The following is a 15,396-nucleotide window of genomic DNA, read 5'->3' on the forward strand; positions in this document are numbered from 1 at the left end:
AATGAAAAAACTCATGACAAATTTAAAAAAAGCCAAGGCGAAAGCCTTTACTCTCGTGGAAATGTTGGTGGTCCTTTTAATCATCAGCGTTCTCCTCTTGCTCTTTGTGCCTAATTTGACCAAGCAAAAGGATGCTGTTGATGACAAAGGAAAAGCTGCTGTTGTTAAGGTGGTGGAAAGTCAGGCAGAACTCTATAGTCTGGACAAGAATGAAGATGCGAGTCTAAGTAAATTACAGGCGGACGGCCGTATCACAGCTGAGCAAGCCAAGGCTTATAAAGAATACCATGCAAAACAAAAAACAAGTCAAACTGTTGCAGATTAAGGCCTTTACTATGCTGGAAAGTCTCTTAGTTTTGGGACTTGTGAGTATCCTTGGTTTAGGCTTGTCTGGTTCTGTCCAGTCCACTTTTGCGGCGGTAGAGGAGCAGATTTTCTTTATGGAGTTTGAAGAACTATATCGCGAAACCCAAAAACGCAGTGTTGCGAGTCAGCAAAAGACCAGTCTGAACTTAGACGGACAGACAATTAGCAATGGCAGTCAAAAGTTGACCGTTCCTAAAGGAATTCAGGCACCATCTGGACAAACGATTCATTTTGACCGAGCTGGGGGCAATTCGTCTCTGGCTAAGGTTGAATTTCAGACTAACAAAGGAGCGATTCGCTATCAATTATATCTAGGAAATGGAAAAATTAAACGCACTAAGGAAACAAAAAATTAAGGCAGTAATCTTACTAGAAGCAGTAGTAGCTTTGGCTGTGTTTGCAAGTATTGCGACCCTTCTTTTGAGACAAATTCAGAAAAATAGACAAGAAGAGGCAGAAATCTTGCAAAAGGAAGAAGTCTTGCATGTAGCTAAGATGGCTCTGCAAACAGGTCAAAATCAAGTGAAGGTAAATGGAGTGGAGATCCAGGTGTTTGCTAGTGAAAAAGGAGTGGAGGTCTACCATGGTTCAGAGAAGTTGCTCGACCTTAAAGAGCAGTAAGGTTAAGGCGTTCACTCTTCTAGAATCTCTGATTGCCCTTATCGTCATTAGCGGAGGCTTGCTCCTCTTTCAAGCTATGAGTCAGCTCCTCATTTCAGAAATTCGTTACCAGCAGCAAAGAGAGCAAAAGGAGTGGCTCTTGTTTGTGGATCAACTGGAGGCAGAGTTAGAGCGTTCGCAGTTTGAAAAGGTGGAAGGCAATCGCATCTACATGAAACAGGATGGTAAGGATATCTCTATAGGTAGGTTCAAATCGGACGATTTTCGAAAAACCGATGCCAGTGGACGAGGCTACCAACCTATGGTTTATGGATTGAAATCAGCACAAATCACAGAGGAAAATCAACTGGTTCGCTTTCGTTTTCAATTTCAAAAAGGCTTAGAAAGGGAGTTCATCTATCGTGTGGAAAAATCAAAAAGTTAAGGCAGGCGTTCTCCTATATGCAGTCACCATGGCAGCCATTTTTAGCCTTTTGTTGCAGTTTTATTTGAACCGGCAAGTCGCCCATCACAAAGACTTTGCCTTAAATAAAGAAAAGTTGGTCGCTTTTGCCATGACCAAGCGAAGTAAAGATAAGGCTGAGCAAGAAAATGGGGAACGAGTCTTTAACCTAGGAAAAGTCACTTATCAAAATACGAAAACAGGTTTTGCAACAAGTGTTCGTATGAGTAAGAGCAACTATGAATTTCTCTTTCCTCCGATGAAAAATCAAGAAAAGAAAACAGCTAAAAAGGAAGAGGTAGCGACTGATTCAAGCAATCAAGCAGGGAAGAAAAAATCAGAAGAAAAGCCTGAAAAGAAAGACAAATCTTAGTCAATTCAACTTCTTTGTGCTAAACTAAAAGCATGAAACATGATTTTAATCACAAAGCAGAAACTTTTGATTCGCCCAAAAACATCTTTCTTGCAAACTTGGTTTGTCAAGCAGTTGAAAAACAGATTGCTCTTCTATCAGACAAGGAAATACTGGATTTCGGTGGTGGGACAGGCCTATTAGCCTTGCCTCTAGCCAAGCAGGCCAGGTCGGTTACCCTTGTGGACATTTCGGAGAAAATGCTGGAGCAAGCCCGTTTGAAAGCAAATCAGCAATACATCAAGAATATCCAGTTTTTGGAGCAAGATTTACTGGCAAATCCCTTGGAGCAACAATTTGACCTGATTGTAGTCAGTCGAGTTCTTCATCATATGCCTGATCTAGATGCGACTCTTGCCATGTTCTACCATCACCTTAGGGAGAATGGACAAGTTCTCATTACCGATTTTGTCAAGACAGATACCAACCACCACGGCTTTGAGCTGACTGAACTGGAAAACAAGCTCGCCCAGTTTGGTTTTTCGAGCATTGGCAGTCAGATTCTTTATAGTGCTGAAGGTCTTTTCCTAGGAAACTACGCAGAGCTCTTTTTAACTGTAGCCCAAAAATCACTCGCTGACTAAAGCAGTGATTTTTTTCTTCAGATGGAAAAAATAGGGGAAATTTGATAAAATAGGAACATGGATTTTGAAAAAATTGAACAAGCTTATACGTATTTATTAGAGAATGTCCAAGTCATCCAAAGTGATTTGGTGACCAACTTTTATGATGCCTTGGTAGAGCAAAACAGCATCTACCTGGATGGCGAGACTGAGCTAGAACAGGTCAAAGAGAACAATCAAGCCCTTAAACGCTTAGCGCTTCGCAAGGAAGAGTGGCTCAAGACCTACCAGTTTCTCTTGATGAAGGCAGGCCAAACTGAGCCTTTGCAGGCCAATCACCAGTTTACGCCGGATGCCATTGCCCTCCTCTTGGTACTTATTGTGGAAGAGTTGCTTCATAAAGAGGAAATTAGCATCCTCGAAATAGGTTCTGGCATGGGGATTCTGGGCGCTACCTTCTTGACTTCTCTTGCTAAAAAAGTGGATTATTTGGGAATTGAAGTGGATGACTTGCTGATTGATTTGGCGGCTAGTATGGCAGATGTGATTGGTTTGCAGGCTGGTTTTGTCCAAGGAGACGCCGTTCGTCCGCAAATGCTTAAAGAAAGCGACGTGGTCATCAGCGACTTGCCTGTCGGCTATTACCCAGACGATGCAATCGCTTCACGCTATCAAGTGGCTTCTAATCAAGAACACACCTATGCCCACCATTTGCTCATGGAGCAAGGCCTCAAGTATCTCAAGTCAGATGGCTATGCTATTTTTCTAGCTCCGAGTGATTTGTTGACCAGCTCCCAAAGTGATTTGTTAAAAGGTTGGCTCAAAGACGAAGTGAGTCTTGCTGCCATCATTACTCTGCCAGAGGATATTTTCTCAACCGCAAGCCAAGCTAAAAGTATTTTTGTTTTACAGAAAAAAACTGAACAGGAACTGCAACCATTTGTCTATCCTTTGACCAGTCTGCAAGATCCAGCTGCACTAATGAAATTCAAAGAAAATTTTCAAAAATGGAGCAAAGGTACTGAAAATTAAGCAAGAATTTGTTATAATAGTTGAAAACGCTTAAAAGGGGTATCATCTTATGACTAAAACAATTGCAATCAATGCAGGAAGCTCGAGTTTGAAATGGCAACTTTACCAAATGCCAGAAGAAATAGTATTGGCGAAAGGCTTGATTGAACGCATCGGTTTGAAGGACTCTATTTCAACTGTAAAATTCGACGGCCGTTCTGAAAAACAAATTCTTGATATTGACGATCACACACAAGCCGTTAAAATTTTATTAGATGATCTGATTCGTTTTGACATCATCAAAGGTTATGATGAAATAACTGGTGTTGGGCACCGTGTTGTGGCTGGTGGTGAATATTTCAAAGAGTCAACCTTGGTAGAGGGAGATGTGTTAGAAAAGGTTGAAGAGTTGGGACTTTTAGCTCCTCTTCACAACCCAGCCAACGCAGCTGGAATTCGCGCATTTAAGGAATTGCTTCCAGATATTACCAGCGTTGTTGTTTTTGATACATCATTCCACACAACCATGCCAGAGAAAGCCTATCGCTACCCTCTTCCAAACAAATACTACACTGAAAATAAAGTTCGTAAGTATGGAGCCCACGGGACAAGTCATCAGTTTGTAGCAGGAGAAGCAGCTAAAATTTTAGGTCGCCCCCTAGAAGAGTTGAAATTGATTACTTGTCATATTGGAAATGGTGGTTCTATTACAGCTGTCAAAGGCGGTCAGTCTGTTGATACATCTATGGGCTTTACTCCACTTGGTGGTATTATGATGGGGACTCGTACAGGTGATATTGATCCGGCTATCATCCCCTATTTAATGCAACATACAGATGACTTTAATACACCAGAGGATATCAGTCGAATTCTCAATCGTGAGTCAGGACTTTTGGGTGTTTCTGAGAGATCAAGCGATATGCGTGATATTCACGAAGCTATGCATGCGGGTGATGAGAAAGCGCAACTGGCAAATGAGATTTTTGTGGATCGTATCCAAAAGTATATTGGTCAGTATTTGGCAGTTTTGAACGGTGCAGATGCCATTATCTTTACAGCCGGAATTGGAGAAAATTCTGTAACGATTCGTCAGATGGTTATTGAAGGTATTTCTTGGTTTGGCTGTGATGTGGATCCTGAAAAGAATGTCTTTGGCGCTACAGGAGATATTTCGACTGATGCTGCTAAAGTTCGTGTCTTAGTCATCCCGACAGATGAAGAATTGGTCATCGCTCGTGACGTTGAACGCTTGAAAAAGTAAGAAGAACTGAATAAAATTACAAGGTAAGATACAATAAAAAGGAGTTGGGAGATAAATTTTCCCAACTTTTTGTTGTTGAAACAGTGTAAAACCTTGTCATTATTGGCTTTTTTGAAATTTATGGTATAATAGTAGTAATTTAATAGATGGAGTTGAGTTTTGAAGAAAAGCTTTCGTGTAAAAAGAGAGAAAGATTTTAAAGCGATTTTCACGGATGGAACAAGTTTTGCCAACCGCAAATTCGTTGTCTATCAATTGGAAAAACAGCAAAACCATTTTCGAGTAGGGCTGTCTGTCAGTAAAAAACTGGGGAATGCAGTTACTAGAAATCAAATCAAAAGACGGATTCGACACATTTTGCTAAGTGTAAGGGAGCAGTTAGCTGATAACGTTGATTTTGTCGTAATTGCTCGAAAAGGGGTTGAAGGCTTGGATTATGCGGAAATGGAGAAAAATCTACTCCACGTATTAAAGTTATCAAAGATTTACCGGGAAGGAATTAGGAGTGAACAAGAAACTACAGTTGACTAGTTTGCTGGGCTTGTCCTTATTTGTCATGACAGCCTGTGGGACGAGCGATGTTGCAGCAGATTCTACAGATATATGGAGTAAATTTGTCTATTTTTTTGCTGAAATCATCCGCTTCTTGTCCTTTGACGTTAGTATTGGAGTGGGGATTATCCTCTTTACGATCCTGATTCGTACGATTCTATTGCCAGTCTTTCAGACTCAGATGGTGGCCTCTAGAAAAATGCAAGAGGCTCAACCACGCATCAAGGCTCTGCAAGAACAATATCCAGGTCGTGATATGGAAAGTAGAACCAAGCTGGATCAGGAGATGCGGAAGGTCTATAAAGAATTAGGGGTCAAACACTCTTCTTCTCTCTGGCCGATTTTGATTCAAATGCCGGTTCTCTTGGCTCTCTTCCAAGCCTTGACTCGAGTAGACTGTTTTGAAAACAGGGCATTTTTTGTGGGTGAACCTTGGGGGAGTAGACACAAGCTTTATCCTTCCGATTTTGGCGGCAGTCTTTACCTTCTTAAGTAGTTGGTTATCGAATAAGGCTTTACCTGAAAGAAGTGGAGCTATGACAGGGATGATGTACGGGATGCCTGTACTGATCTTTATCTTTGCCATCTCTTCACCTAGTGGCGTAGCCTTGTACTGGGCAGTATCCAATGCTTATCAAGTTTTGCAAACCTACTTCTTAAATAATCCTTTTAAGATTATTGCAGCGCGTGAGGCGGAAGTACAAGCTAAAAAAGATTTGGAAAATAGAAAAAGAAAAGCCAAGAAAAAGGCTCAGAAAACGAAATAATAAGGAGGAATCTGATAATGGTATTATTTACAGGTTCAACTGTTGAAGAAGCAATCCAGAAAGGATTGAAAGAGTTAGGTATTCCGAGAATGAAGACTCACATCAAGGTCGTGTCCAAAGAGAAGAAAGGTTTTTTAGGCTTATTTGGGAAAAAACCAGCTCAAGTTGATATTGAGGCGATTAGTGAGACGACTGTGATTAAGGCCAATCAACAAGCTGTAAAAGGTGTTCCAAAAGAAATCAATGAACAAAACGAACCTGTTAAGACAGTAACAGAGGCTACAGTTGATCTTGGTCATGTTGTTGAGGCGATTAAAAAAATAGAAGAGGAAGGTCAGGGTGTTTCTGATGAAATCAAGGCTGAGATCTTGAAAAATGAGAAACATGCTAGCACGATCTTAGAAGAAACAGGTCACATCGCGATTTTAAATGAATTGCAGACAGGAGATGCTGGAGTGGAAGCCCCAGCAGAGTGTGAAGAATTTGTATCTATGTCAGAATCGGTAGAAAGCCAGTCTTTGGAAGATCTAGGTTTGAAGGTGGAGCCGAGTTATGACATCGAACAAGTAGCAACTCAAGTGGCTAACTATGTTCAAACCATTGTGGACGATATGGATGTTGAAGGTACAATTTCAAGCGACTACAATCGTCGCACGATTAATCTTCAAATCGATACCAATGAGCCTGGTCGCATTATCGGCTATCACGGGAAAGTATTGAAGGCCCTTCAACTTTTGGCGCAAAACTACCTCTACAATCGCTATTCAAGAACTTTCTATATCACAATCAACGTCAATGATTACGTTGAACACCGTGCAGAAGTCTTGCAAACCTACGCTCAAAAATTGGCGACTCGCGTTTTAGAAGAAGGACGTAGCCAACAAACAGATCCAATGTCAAATAGCGAACGCAAGATTATCCATCGCATTATTTCACGCATGGATGGCGTGACGAGTTATTCTGAGGGTGATGAGCCAAATCGCTATGTTGTCGTAGATACGGAATAAACAAAATCAGGCTTGTCCTGATTTTTTGTTAGAAAAGGGAGAAGAAACAGATGATGGAAACAATCAGAAACTATCTATCTTACGCAGAAATCCAGTACCGTAATCCTGATAAAGCTGGCGATGAAAGAGAAAAGATGTTGGACTTGCGGCAAAAAGGTCAAGAGGCCCGAAAGGATTTCACAGAATTGGCCAAAAACTTTCAAGCAAGTCATCCAGAATGGCAACTGCAACAGACTAGTCAGTGGATGAACCAAGCGCAACGCTTGCGGCCGCATTTCTGGGCCTATCTTCAGAGAGACGGACAAGTGACAGAACCTATGATGGCCCTTCGTTTGTATGGAACACCTGCTGACTTTGGGATTTCTTTGGAAGTCAGTTTCATCGAGCGCAAGAAAGATGAGCAGACTCTGGGCAAACAAGCCAAGGTTTTAGATATTCCACCGGTAGAAGGAATGTATTATCTAGCATATACCGACGACCAGAGTCAAAAGGTAGAAGCTACAGAAGAGAATCGTCGTACTTTACGCGAGAAGGTGAGAAGTCAGGAAGTCCGTAAAGTTTTGGTTAAGGCAGATGTTTCCTTCATTGAAAATCAGTCAGTAGAAGCGATATTGGAGAAGCTAGAAGACGCTTATGCGCGCTTGCTTCCGTACTATGAAGTGACGAGGGGATAGACAAATCAAATGTGTTAGATGAACGCAAATTGTTTTATTGCTATTCTATGCATTTTTTCATATAATAGTAAAATAGGATGTGTGATTTATTAATCACCTCAAAGAGAAAGGAAATTCTATGTCAAATCTATCTGTTAATGCAATTCGTTTTCTAGGTATTGACGCCATCAACAAAGCAAACTCAGGTCACCCAGGGGTGGTTATGGGGGCTGCTCCAATGGCCTATAGCCTCTTTACAAAGCAACTTCGTATCAATCCAGCTCAACCAAACTGGATCAACCGCGACCGTTTTATTCTTTCAGCAGGACACGGCTCTATGCTTCTCTATGCCCTTCTTCACCTTTCTGGTTTTGAAGATGTTAGCATGGATGAAGTCAAGAACTTCCGCCAATGGGGTTCCAAAACGCCAGGTCACCCAGAATTTGGTCATACAGCAGGGGTTGACGCTACAACTGGTCCTCTAGGTCAAGGGATTTCTACTGCTACTGGTTTTGCCCAAGCAGAACGTTTCTTAGCAGCCAAATATAACCGCGAAGGCTTCAATATCTTTGACCACTATACTTATGTGATCTGTGGCGACGGAGATTTGATGGAAGGTGTTTCAAGCGAGGCAGCTTCATACGCAGGTTTGCAAAAACTCGACAAGTTGGTTGTCCTTTATGATTCAAATGACATCAACTTGGATGGTGAAACAAAGGATTCCTTTACTGAAAGTGTTCGTGACCGTTACAATGCCTACGGTTGGCACACAGCCTTGGTTGAAGATGGAACAGACCTTGAGGCTATTCATGCTGCTATCGAAACAGCTAAAGCTTCAGGAAAACCATCTTTGATTGAAGTGAAGACTGTTATTGGATACGGTTCTCCAAACAAACAAGGAACTAATGCTGTACACGGTGCTCCTCTTGGAGCAGATGAAACTGCCGCAACTCGCCAAGCGCTCGGTTGGGATTATGAACCATTTGAAATCCCAGAGCAAGTTTATGCTGATTTCAAAGAAAATGTTGCAGACCGTGGTGCATCAGCTTATCAAGCTTGGACAAAATTAGTTGCTGACTATAAAGAGGCTCATCCAGAACTGGCTGCAGAAGTCGAAGCCATCATCGACGGCCGTGACCCAGTTGAGGTGACTCCAGCAGACTTCCCAGCATTAGAAAATGGTTTCTCTCAAGCAACTCGTAATTCAAGTCAAGATGCTTTGAACGTTGTCGCTGCTAAATTGCCAACTTTCTTAGGTGGATCAGCTGACCTTGCTCACTCAAACATGACTTATATCAAAACGGACGGACTTCAAGACGACGCTAATCGCTTGAACCGCAACATTCAGTTTGGTGTTCGTGAATTTGCAATGGGAACGATCTTGAACGGGATGGCCCTTCACGGTGGACTTCGTGTATATGGTGGTACTTTCTTTGTCTTCTCTGACTATGTGAAAGCTGCTGTCCGCTTGTCAGCCTTGCAAGGACTTCCTGTGACTTATGTCTTTACTCACGATTCAATCGCAGTTGGTGAAGATGGTCCAACGCACGAACCAGTTGAACACTTAGCAGGTCTCCGTGCTTTGCCAAATCTGAATGTTTTCCGCCCAGCAGATGCGCGTGAAACTCAAGCGGCTTGGTACCTTGCCGTGACAAGCGAAAAAACACCAACTGCCCTTGTCTTGACACGTCAAAACTTGACTGTCGAAGAGGGAACAGACTTCGATAAGGTTGCTAAAGGTGCCTATGTCGTCTATGAAAATGCAGCAGACTTTGATACGATTTTGATTGCAACAGGTTCAGAGGTGAATTTGGCTGTCGCAGCTGCCAAAGAATTGGCTAGCCAAGGTGCAAAAGTCCGTGTAGTCAGCATGCCATCTACAGATGTCTTTGACGCACAAGACACAGCTTATAAGGAAGAAATCCTTCCAAATGCAGTTCGCCATCGTGTTGCAGTCGAAATGGGAGCAACTCAAAACTGGTACAAATATGTCGGTCTAGATGGTGCAGTTCTCGGTATTGATACCTTCGGAGCTTCTGCCCCAGCACCAAAAGTATTGGCAGAGTATGGATTTACTGTTGAAAATCTAGTCAAAGTAGTTCAAAATTTGAAATAATCGCAGAAATCAGAGTGAAAACTCTGATTTTTTATGACCGATGATACTAATTGTAGGAATCTCAGCTAAAAATCGAAACAAAGAAAGCGTATTCATTTTATTTGATTTTAACAATGTTTTGTAGTAAAATATAAGCGAAGATAATTTGAAAGGAGGTTTAAAGTCGAAATTATCGGTTGTAGTGTTCTATATTTGCTTTCGTAATGAGGAGGTAATGATTATGAAACGTTTAAATATTGCTATACTTTTTCTCGTTAGTTTATTTGTTATAAGTATTCATTTTCATGGCACTGTTCAAGCCGACGAACAAAAAAACTACGCTATTTCTTTAAATGACTCTTCTTCAACTGAAGTGAGTAAAAATGACATAATAAATGATTATGTAAAAAATACTGGAGTAAGCTTTGAAGAGGCATCTCGATTGTTATTTCCTAGCAGCAGGATGAGATCGGTTAATACTGCTGGAGTAGATAGTGTTTCTTACGTACGTTTGGCAAGCTCTTTTCAAGATGACACATTATATGGTTATGTCCCTGGATATGCAGGGAAAGTCTATTTTTATTGCGAAGTAAGTAAAAGTGGTTGGTTTAGAGGAATAAAAAGAATCATTTATGCTGGATACTATGCAGGCGATTTAGTATTTAGTGGCAATTTCCAATACGCATTGCCAAATGCCAACCGTATTCACTATACGCTTAGCGGAGGGCTATATAGCAACACTCAAACTACTGTTTCCACAGGTGGAAGTATTGGTATTGGTCAAACAGGTAGTGTAAACATACAAATTTCTCGAACCTCAAGTTACAAGAGATCTTTGTACTATCATGGAGATAGGTATTATTAGAAAGACAAAAAATGAAAAAAATGATTTTACAGATGACATGGGCCATTTTAGTTCCATTTATCTCTTTAATATTGTGTAGAAATCTTAGTGTATCAACTTTACCCACAGATGCATTGTTTTCCATGTTTTTTATCTTTTTTTCTATTGCTCAATGGATAGCTATTTTTGTGTGGGTAATAAATGAACTTTCTAAATATTTGAAAAAGAAATAAGATGTTACCCGAGAACGGTGAGGCAGTTTCTGCTTTGCCGTTTTTTATCTGCAATGCGATAGCATACAATAATCGTTGCACTATTACCATATTTATTATACCATAAACAATGAAAAGAATTTTGGTGAAGGAGGGATGTGGGATTCTAATTGTTTTTGAACATCATGAGTGTCACATACAAAGTTTTTAATTGGCATAAAAAGAAGGCACAACCTTGTAAAAGTAGCTGAAATTTGATATAGTAGTCCTATGTAAAAGACAAAGGAGAAAACAATGAATCCAAATATTACTTTTTTAATCATGTTAGTAGCAATGATGGGCTTGATGTTCTTTATGCAACGTTCTCAAAAGAAACAAGCTCAAAAGCGTATGGAAAGTTTGAACAAGCTTCAAAAAGGGTACGAAGTTATTACGATTGGTGGACTTTATGGTACCGTTGATGAAGTAGATACTGAGAAACGAACAATCGTACTAGACGTAGATGGTGTTTATTTGACTTTTGAATTAGCTGCCATCAAGACAGTGTTGCCACTAAAAGAAGCTGTGACACCAGAGGGAGCAGTTATCGACGAAAGCGGAGCAATCGAAGAATAAAACGGGATCCTATCACTCCCGTTTTTCTATGATATGAGAGGAAAAGGGATGAAAAAAATAGTATTTGTGTGCTTAGGAAATATCTGTCGCAGCCCTATGGCAGAGTTTGTGATGAAATCCATGACGAGCAATTACCAAGTCGAGAGTCGTGCAACTTCGTCTTGGGAACATGGTAATCCGATTCATAAGGGAACGCAAGGGATTTTCCAGCAGTATCAGATTCCTTATGACAAAGACAAAACATCGCTTCAAATTGGCAGAGAAGACTTTGAGTCGTTTGATTATATTATCGGTATGGATGCTTCAAATGTTTCTGATTTGCGTCAAATGTGTCCTCAGGAATTCCAGCATAAAATCTACTCTTTTGCATCTGAAAGTGTTCCAGATCCTTGGTATACAGGAGATTTTGAGGAAACCTATGCTCGTATCACAAGTGGATGTCAAAGCTGGCTAGATCGATTAGAAAATGAGAGTGACAATGGAAAAGTTTAAAGAAATCTTTGAAAAATATCGAGTTTATCTAACTCGCCCGCGTATAGAGATTGCAACAGTCTTTCTAATCGCTATCTGTGCCGTGTCAGTTTTTCTATTAAACACACCTAAACAGGGTGTTCTGACACTTGATAATGGTGCACTTGTTTATGATGGAACCGTGGTAAGAGGAAAGATGAATGGTCAAGGAACCCTGACCTTTGAAAATGGTGATCAATACACAGGTGAGTTCAACAATGGGGCCTTTAATGGAAAAGGGACTTTCCAATCAAAAGCTGGGTGGAAATACGAAGGTGATTTTGTAAATGGCCAGGCCGAAGGTCAAGGAAAATTGACTACCGAGCAAGAGGTTGTCTATGAAGGAAGCTTTAAACAAGGCGTTTTTCAACAAAAACAGTAGTCTCTAGTTGAGGAGACTATTTTTCAAAACTAGAAAGAAAACGCTTTCTTTGTTTGAATTCGATAAATAACGATCAATCAGAAAAACTTTGTGAAATAAAAAAATTTTTATCACAATTTCACAATCGATAGAGCAAAATCCCGTAGCACCGCAATATTGAGAAAATTTTCACAAATGAATAAAATTTCTTTGTGAAACCAACATGAAACTGTTTACAAAGTCTGAAAAAAGAGTTATAATAAACTTGTGAAAAAATTAACAAAGGATAAAATCCTTAAAGGCTATGGAGGATAATATGGCTGATAAAAAAACAATAACACCAGAGGAAAAACAACTTGCTGCTGAAAAGCATGTCGACGGCCTCGTGAAAAAAGCCTTGGTTGCACTTGATGAAATGCGCAAGTTGAACCAAGAACAAGTTGACTACATCGTAGCGAAAGCTTCAGTTGCAGCACTTGACGCACACGGTATCCTTGCACAACATGCAGTTGAAGAAACTGGTCGTGGTGTATTTGAAGACAAGGCAACAAAAAACCTATTTGCCTGTGAACACGTAGTGAACAATATGCGTGGAGTTAAAACAGTTGGAGTTATCGAAGATGATCCAGTTACAGGATTGACTAAAATTGCAGAACCTGTTGGGGTAATCTGTGGTGTCACTCCTACAACGAACCCAACTTCAACAGCGATTTTCAAATCCTTAATTGCTTTGAAAACACGTAATCCAATCGTGTTTGCTTTCCACCCATCAGCTCAAGAATCTTCTGCTCACGCAGCACAAATCGTTCGTGATGCAGCTATCGCAGCTGGAGCACCTGAAAACTGTGTTCAATGGATTACTCAACCATCTATGGAAGCAACTGGAGCGCTTATGAACCACGAAGGTGTTGCAACTATCCTTGCAACTGGTGGTAATGCTATGGTTAAGGCGGCTTACTCATGTGGGAAACCAGCTCTTGGGGTAGGTGCCGGAAACGTTCCTGCTTATGTAGAAAAATCTGCTGACCTCCGTCAAGCTGCTCATGATATCGTCATGTCTAAATCATTTGACAATGGTATGGTCTGTGCATCAGAGCAAGCGGTTATCATTGATAAAGAAGTCTATGACGAATTTGTAGAAGAATTCAAATCATACCACACTTACTTTGTAAACAAAAAAGAAAAAGCACTTCTTGAAGAATTCTGTTTTGGCGTGAAAGCAAACAGCAAAAACTGTGCAGGCGCTAAACTAAATGCAAACATCGTTGGTAAACCAGCAGCATGGATTGCAGAACAAGCAGGATTCAGCGTTCCAGAAGGAACAAACATCTTGGCTGCAGAATGTGCAGAAGTAGGACCAAAAGAACCATTGACTCGTGAAAAATTGTCACCAGTAATCGCTGTATTGAAAGCTGAGGATACAGAAGACGGCCTTACAAAAGCACGTCAAATGGTTGAGTTTAACGGACTTGGTCACTCAGCAGCTATCCATACAAAAGACGAAGCTCTTGCTAAACGCTTTGGTACAGAAATCAAAGCAATGCGTATTATCTGGAACTCTCCATCTACTTTCGGTGGTATCGGTGACGTATACAATGCCTTCATCCCATCATTGACACTTGGATGTGGTTCATACGGACGCAACTCAGTTGGTGATAACGTGAGCGCTATTAACCTTCTAAACATCAAGAAAGTAGGGAAACGTAGAAATAATATGCAATGGTTTAAAGTTCCTTCAAAAATTTACTTCGAACGCAATTCTATCCAATACCTTCAAACTTGTGAAGATATTGAACGCGTTATGATCGTTACAGACAAATCTATCGAAAAACTTGGCTTTGTTCAACGTGTTATTGATCAATTGAACGCACGTAACAACCGTGTAACGATCCAAGTCTTCTCAGATGTTGAACCAGATCCAGACATCACAACTGTAGAACGTGGTGCTGAAGTGATGAAAGCATTTGAACCAGATACAATCATCGCTCTTGGTGGAGGTTCTCCAATGGACGCGGCTAAAGTGATGTGGCTCTTCTACGAACAACCAGAAATTGACTTCCGTGACTTGGTTCAAAAATTCATGGACATCCGTAAACGTGCCTTCCGCTTCCCATCACTTGGTAAGAAAGCGAAATACATCGGTATTCCAACAACTTCAGGTACAGGTTCAGAAGTGACACCATTTGCCGTTATCTCTGATAAGAAAAACAACCGCAAATACCCATTGGCTGACTACTCATTGACACCAACTATTGCCATTGTTGACCCTGCTTTGGTTGAATCCGTTCCAGACTTCATCGCTGCGGATACAGGTATGGACGTCTTGACTCACGCTACTGAAGCCTACACTTCAAACTTCGCTAACGACTACACAGACGGTATCGCACTTCAAACTATCAAACTTGTCTTTGAATGGTTGGAAAAATCTGTTAAGACAGCTGACCCAGAAGCACGTGAAAAAATGCATAATGCATCTACAATGGCTGGTATGGCCTTTGCTAATGCCTTCCTTGGTATGAGCCACTCAATGGCCCACAAGATCGGTGGAGTTCACCATACTGTTCACGGACGTACAAATGCAATCTTGCTTCCATACGTTATCCGTTACAACGGTACTCGCCCATCTAAGACAACTACATGGCCTAAGTACAACTACTGGAAAGCTGATGAAAAATTCCAAGACATCGCGAAAATGCTTGGATTGCCTCACTCAACTCCAGAAGAAGCGGTTGAAGCATACGCTAAAGCTGTTTATGAACTGGGTGTTGCAGTAGGTATCAAGATGAACTTCAAAGACCAAGGAATCGATGAAAAAGTTTGGAAAGACAGCTTGCATGAAATCGCCTTGCTTGCTTATGAAGACCAATGTTCACCTGCAAATCCACGCTTGCCAATGGTAGCTGACATGGAAGAAATCATGGCAGATGCTTACTATGGTTATGCAGAACGTCCAGGACGTCGTAAATAATCGTTTATCAGCCTAGAGGCAGGAGTTATCCTGTCTCTTTTCATAGTCCTATTTCTGAAGTTAGAGTTGAACTATGAGAAGATTATGCGGATAGGGTAGAAGGTCCTAGAAATAAAAGCTTGGGTGAATGAAGGGG

18 protein-coding genes and 1 pseudogene are annotated in these 15,396 nt (G+C 41.0%); all 19 read left to right on the forward strand.

What is annotated here, in order from left to right; genetic code table 11:
* The first annotated feature begins 1 nt into the window (after nucleotide 1).
* The 19 genes and pseudogenes from comGC to adhE all read left to right on the forward strand — a co-directional run bounded on the left by comGC (nucleotide 2) and on the right by adhE (nucleotide 15,260).
* Nucleotides 2-325 carry a competence type IV pilus major pilin ComGC gene (gene comGC / locus ACVBD2_RS01285; RefSeq protein ID WP_125849371.1) on the forward strand — a complete coding sequence of 108 codons (324 nt, stop codon included), beginning with the start codon at nucleotides 2-4 and terminating at the stop codon, nucleotides 323-325.
* Entirely contained in the window at nucleotides 288-722 is a 435-nt protein-coding gene (gene comGD / locus ACVBD2_RS01290) for a competence type IV pilus minor pilin ComGD (RefSeq protein WP_461685900.1), read from the forward strand. Before comGC ends, comGD begins: the two co-directional genes overlap by 38 nt.
* Nucleotides 685-987, forward strand: coding sequence for a competence type IV pilus minor pilin ComGE (gene comGE / locus ACVBD2_RS01295; protein WP_268709577.1), 303 nt, complete (start codon nucleotides 685-687; stop codon nucleotides 985-987). Before comGD ends, comGE begins: the two co-directional genes overlap by 38 nt.
* Complete coding sequence (gene comGF / locus ACVBD2_RS01300; RefSeq protein WP_268709578.1) at nucleotides 950-1,411, forward strand: competence type IV pilus minor pilin ComGF; 462 nt, start codon at nucleotides 950-952, stop codon at nucleotides 1,409-1,411. The genes comGE and comGF overlap by 38 nt, the downstream gene beginning before the upstream one ends.
* Nucleotides 1,389-1,802, forward strand: a complete 414-nt coding sequence (comGG, locus tag ACVBD2_RS01305) for a competence type IV pilus minor pilin ComGG (RefSeq protein ID WP_268709579.1) — start codon at nucleotides 1,389-1,391, stop codon at nucleotides 1,800-1,802. Before comGF ends, comGG begins: the two co-directional genes overlap by 23 nt.
* 32 nt (nucleotides 1,803-1,834) lie before the next feature.
* Nucleotides 1,835-2,425 carry a class I SAM-dependent methyltransferase gene (locus ACVBD2_RS01310; protein ID WP_461685901.1) on the forward strand — a complete coding sequence of 197 codons (591 nt, stop codon included), beginning with the start codon at nucleotides 1,835-1,837 and terminating at the stop codon, nucleotides 2,423-2,425.
* A gap of 57 nt (nucleotides 2,426-2,482) precedes the next feature.
* Nucleotides 2,483-3,436, forward strand: a complete 954-nt coding sequence (locus ACVBD2_RS01315; protein WP_268709581.1) for a class I SAM-dependent methyltransferase — start codon at nucleotides 2,483-2,485, stop codon at nucleotides 3,434-3,436.
* A 49-nt stretch (nucleotides 3,437-3,485) separates the two neighbouring features.
* On the forward strand, nucleotides 3,486-4,676 hold the full coding sequence (locus ACVBD2_RS01320) for an acetate kinase (RefSeq protein ID WP_223329158.1): 1,191 nt from the start codon (nucleotides 3,486-3,488) through the stop codon (nucleotides 4,674-4,676).
* A 159-nt stretch (nucleotides 4,677-4,835) separates the two neighbouring features.
* The gene (gene rnpA, locus ACVBD2_RS01325) at nucleotides 4,836-5,207 is read left to right on the forward strand and encodes a ribonuclease P protein component (protein ID WP_461685902.1); all 372 of its coding nucleotides are present in this window, start codon (nucleotides 4,836-4,838) and stop codon (nucleotides 5,205-5,207) included.
* Nucleotides 5,182-5,995: pseudogene (locus ACVBD2_RS01330) on the forward strand (YidC/Oxa1 family membrane protein insertase). Before rnpA ends, ACVBD2_RS01330 begins: the two are co-directional and overlap by 26 nt.
* Before the next feature lie 17 nt (nucleotides 5,996-6,012).
* Entirely contained in the window at nucleotides 6,013-7,002 is a 990-nt protein-coding gene (gene jag / locus ACVBD2_RS01335) for an RNA-binding cell elongation regulator Jag/EloR (protein WP_461685903.1), read from the forward strand.
* A gap of 50 nt (nucleotides 7,003-7,052) precedes the next feature.
* Nucleotides 7,053-7,676: an HI_0552 family protein gene (locus ACVBD2_RS01340; protein WP_461685904.1), complete on the forward strand. Its 624-nt coding sequence runs from the start codon at nucleotides 7,053-7,055 to the stop codon at nucleotides 7,674-7,676.
* Nucleotides 7,677-7,794: 118 nt separating this feature from the next.
* On the forward strand, nucleotides 7,795-9,771 hold the full coding sequence (gene tkt / locus ACVBD2_RS01345) for a transketolase (RefSeq protein WP_461685905.1): 1,977 nt from the start codon (nucleotides 7,795-7,797) through the stop codon (nucleotides 9,769-9,771).
* Between the two features lie 220 nt (nucleotides 9,772-9,991).
* Nucleotides 9,992-10,615 carry a hypothetical protein gene (locus ACVBD2_RS01350; protein ID WP_461685906.1) on the forward strand — a complete coding sequence of 208 codons (624 nt, stop codon included), beginning with the start codon at nucleotides 9,992-9,994 and terminating at the stop codon, nucleotides 10,613-10,615.
* 11 nt (nucleotides 10,616-10,626) lie between these two features.
* A complete protein-coding gene (locus ACVBD2_RS01355; RefSeq protein ID WP_461685907.1) occupies nucleotides 10,627-10,827 on the forward strand; it encodes a hypothetical protein in 201 nt (66 codons plus the stop codon).
* Between the two features lie 273 nt (nucleotides 10,828-11,100).
* On the forward strand, nucleotides 11,101-11,421 hold the full coding sequence (yajC, locus tag ACVBD2_RS01360; protein ID WP_461685908.1) for a preprotein translocase subunit YajC: 321 nt from the start codon (nucleotides 11,101-11,103) through the stop codon (nucleotides 11,419-11,421).
* Between the two features lie 48 nt (nucleotides 11,422-11,469).
* The gene (locus ACVBD2_RS01365) at nucleotides 11,470-11,913 is read left to right on the forward strand and encodes a low molecular weight protein-tyrosine-phosphatase (RefSeq protein ID WP_009014113.1); all 444 of its coding nucleotides are present in this window, start codon (nucleotides 11,470-11,472) and stop codon (nucleotides 11,911-11,913) included.
* A complete protein-coding gene (locus tag ACVBD2_RS01370) occupies nucleotides 11,900-12,313 on the forward strand; it encodes an MORN repeat-containing protein (RefSeq protein ID WP_084975641.1) in 414 nt (137 codons plus the stop codon). Before ACVBD2_RS01365 ends, ACVBD2_RS01370 begins: the two co-directional genes overlap by 14 nt.
* A 295-nt stretch (nucleotides 12,314-12,608) precedes the next feature.
* Nucleotides 12,609-15,260, forward strand: a complete 2,652-nt coding sequence (gene adhE / locus ACVBD2_RS01375) for a bifunctional acetaldehyde-CoA/alcohol dehydrogenase (RefSeq protein ID WP_461685909.1) — start codon at nucleotides 12,609-12,611, stop codon at nucleotides 15,258-15,260.
* Nucleotides 15,261-15,396: the final 136 nt, after the last annotated feature.

This window comes from Streptococcus sp. KHUD_018, from assembly GCF_054861215.1.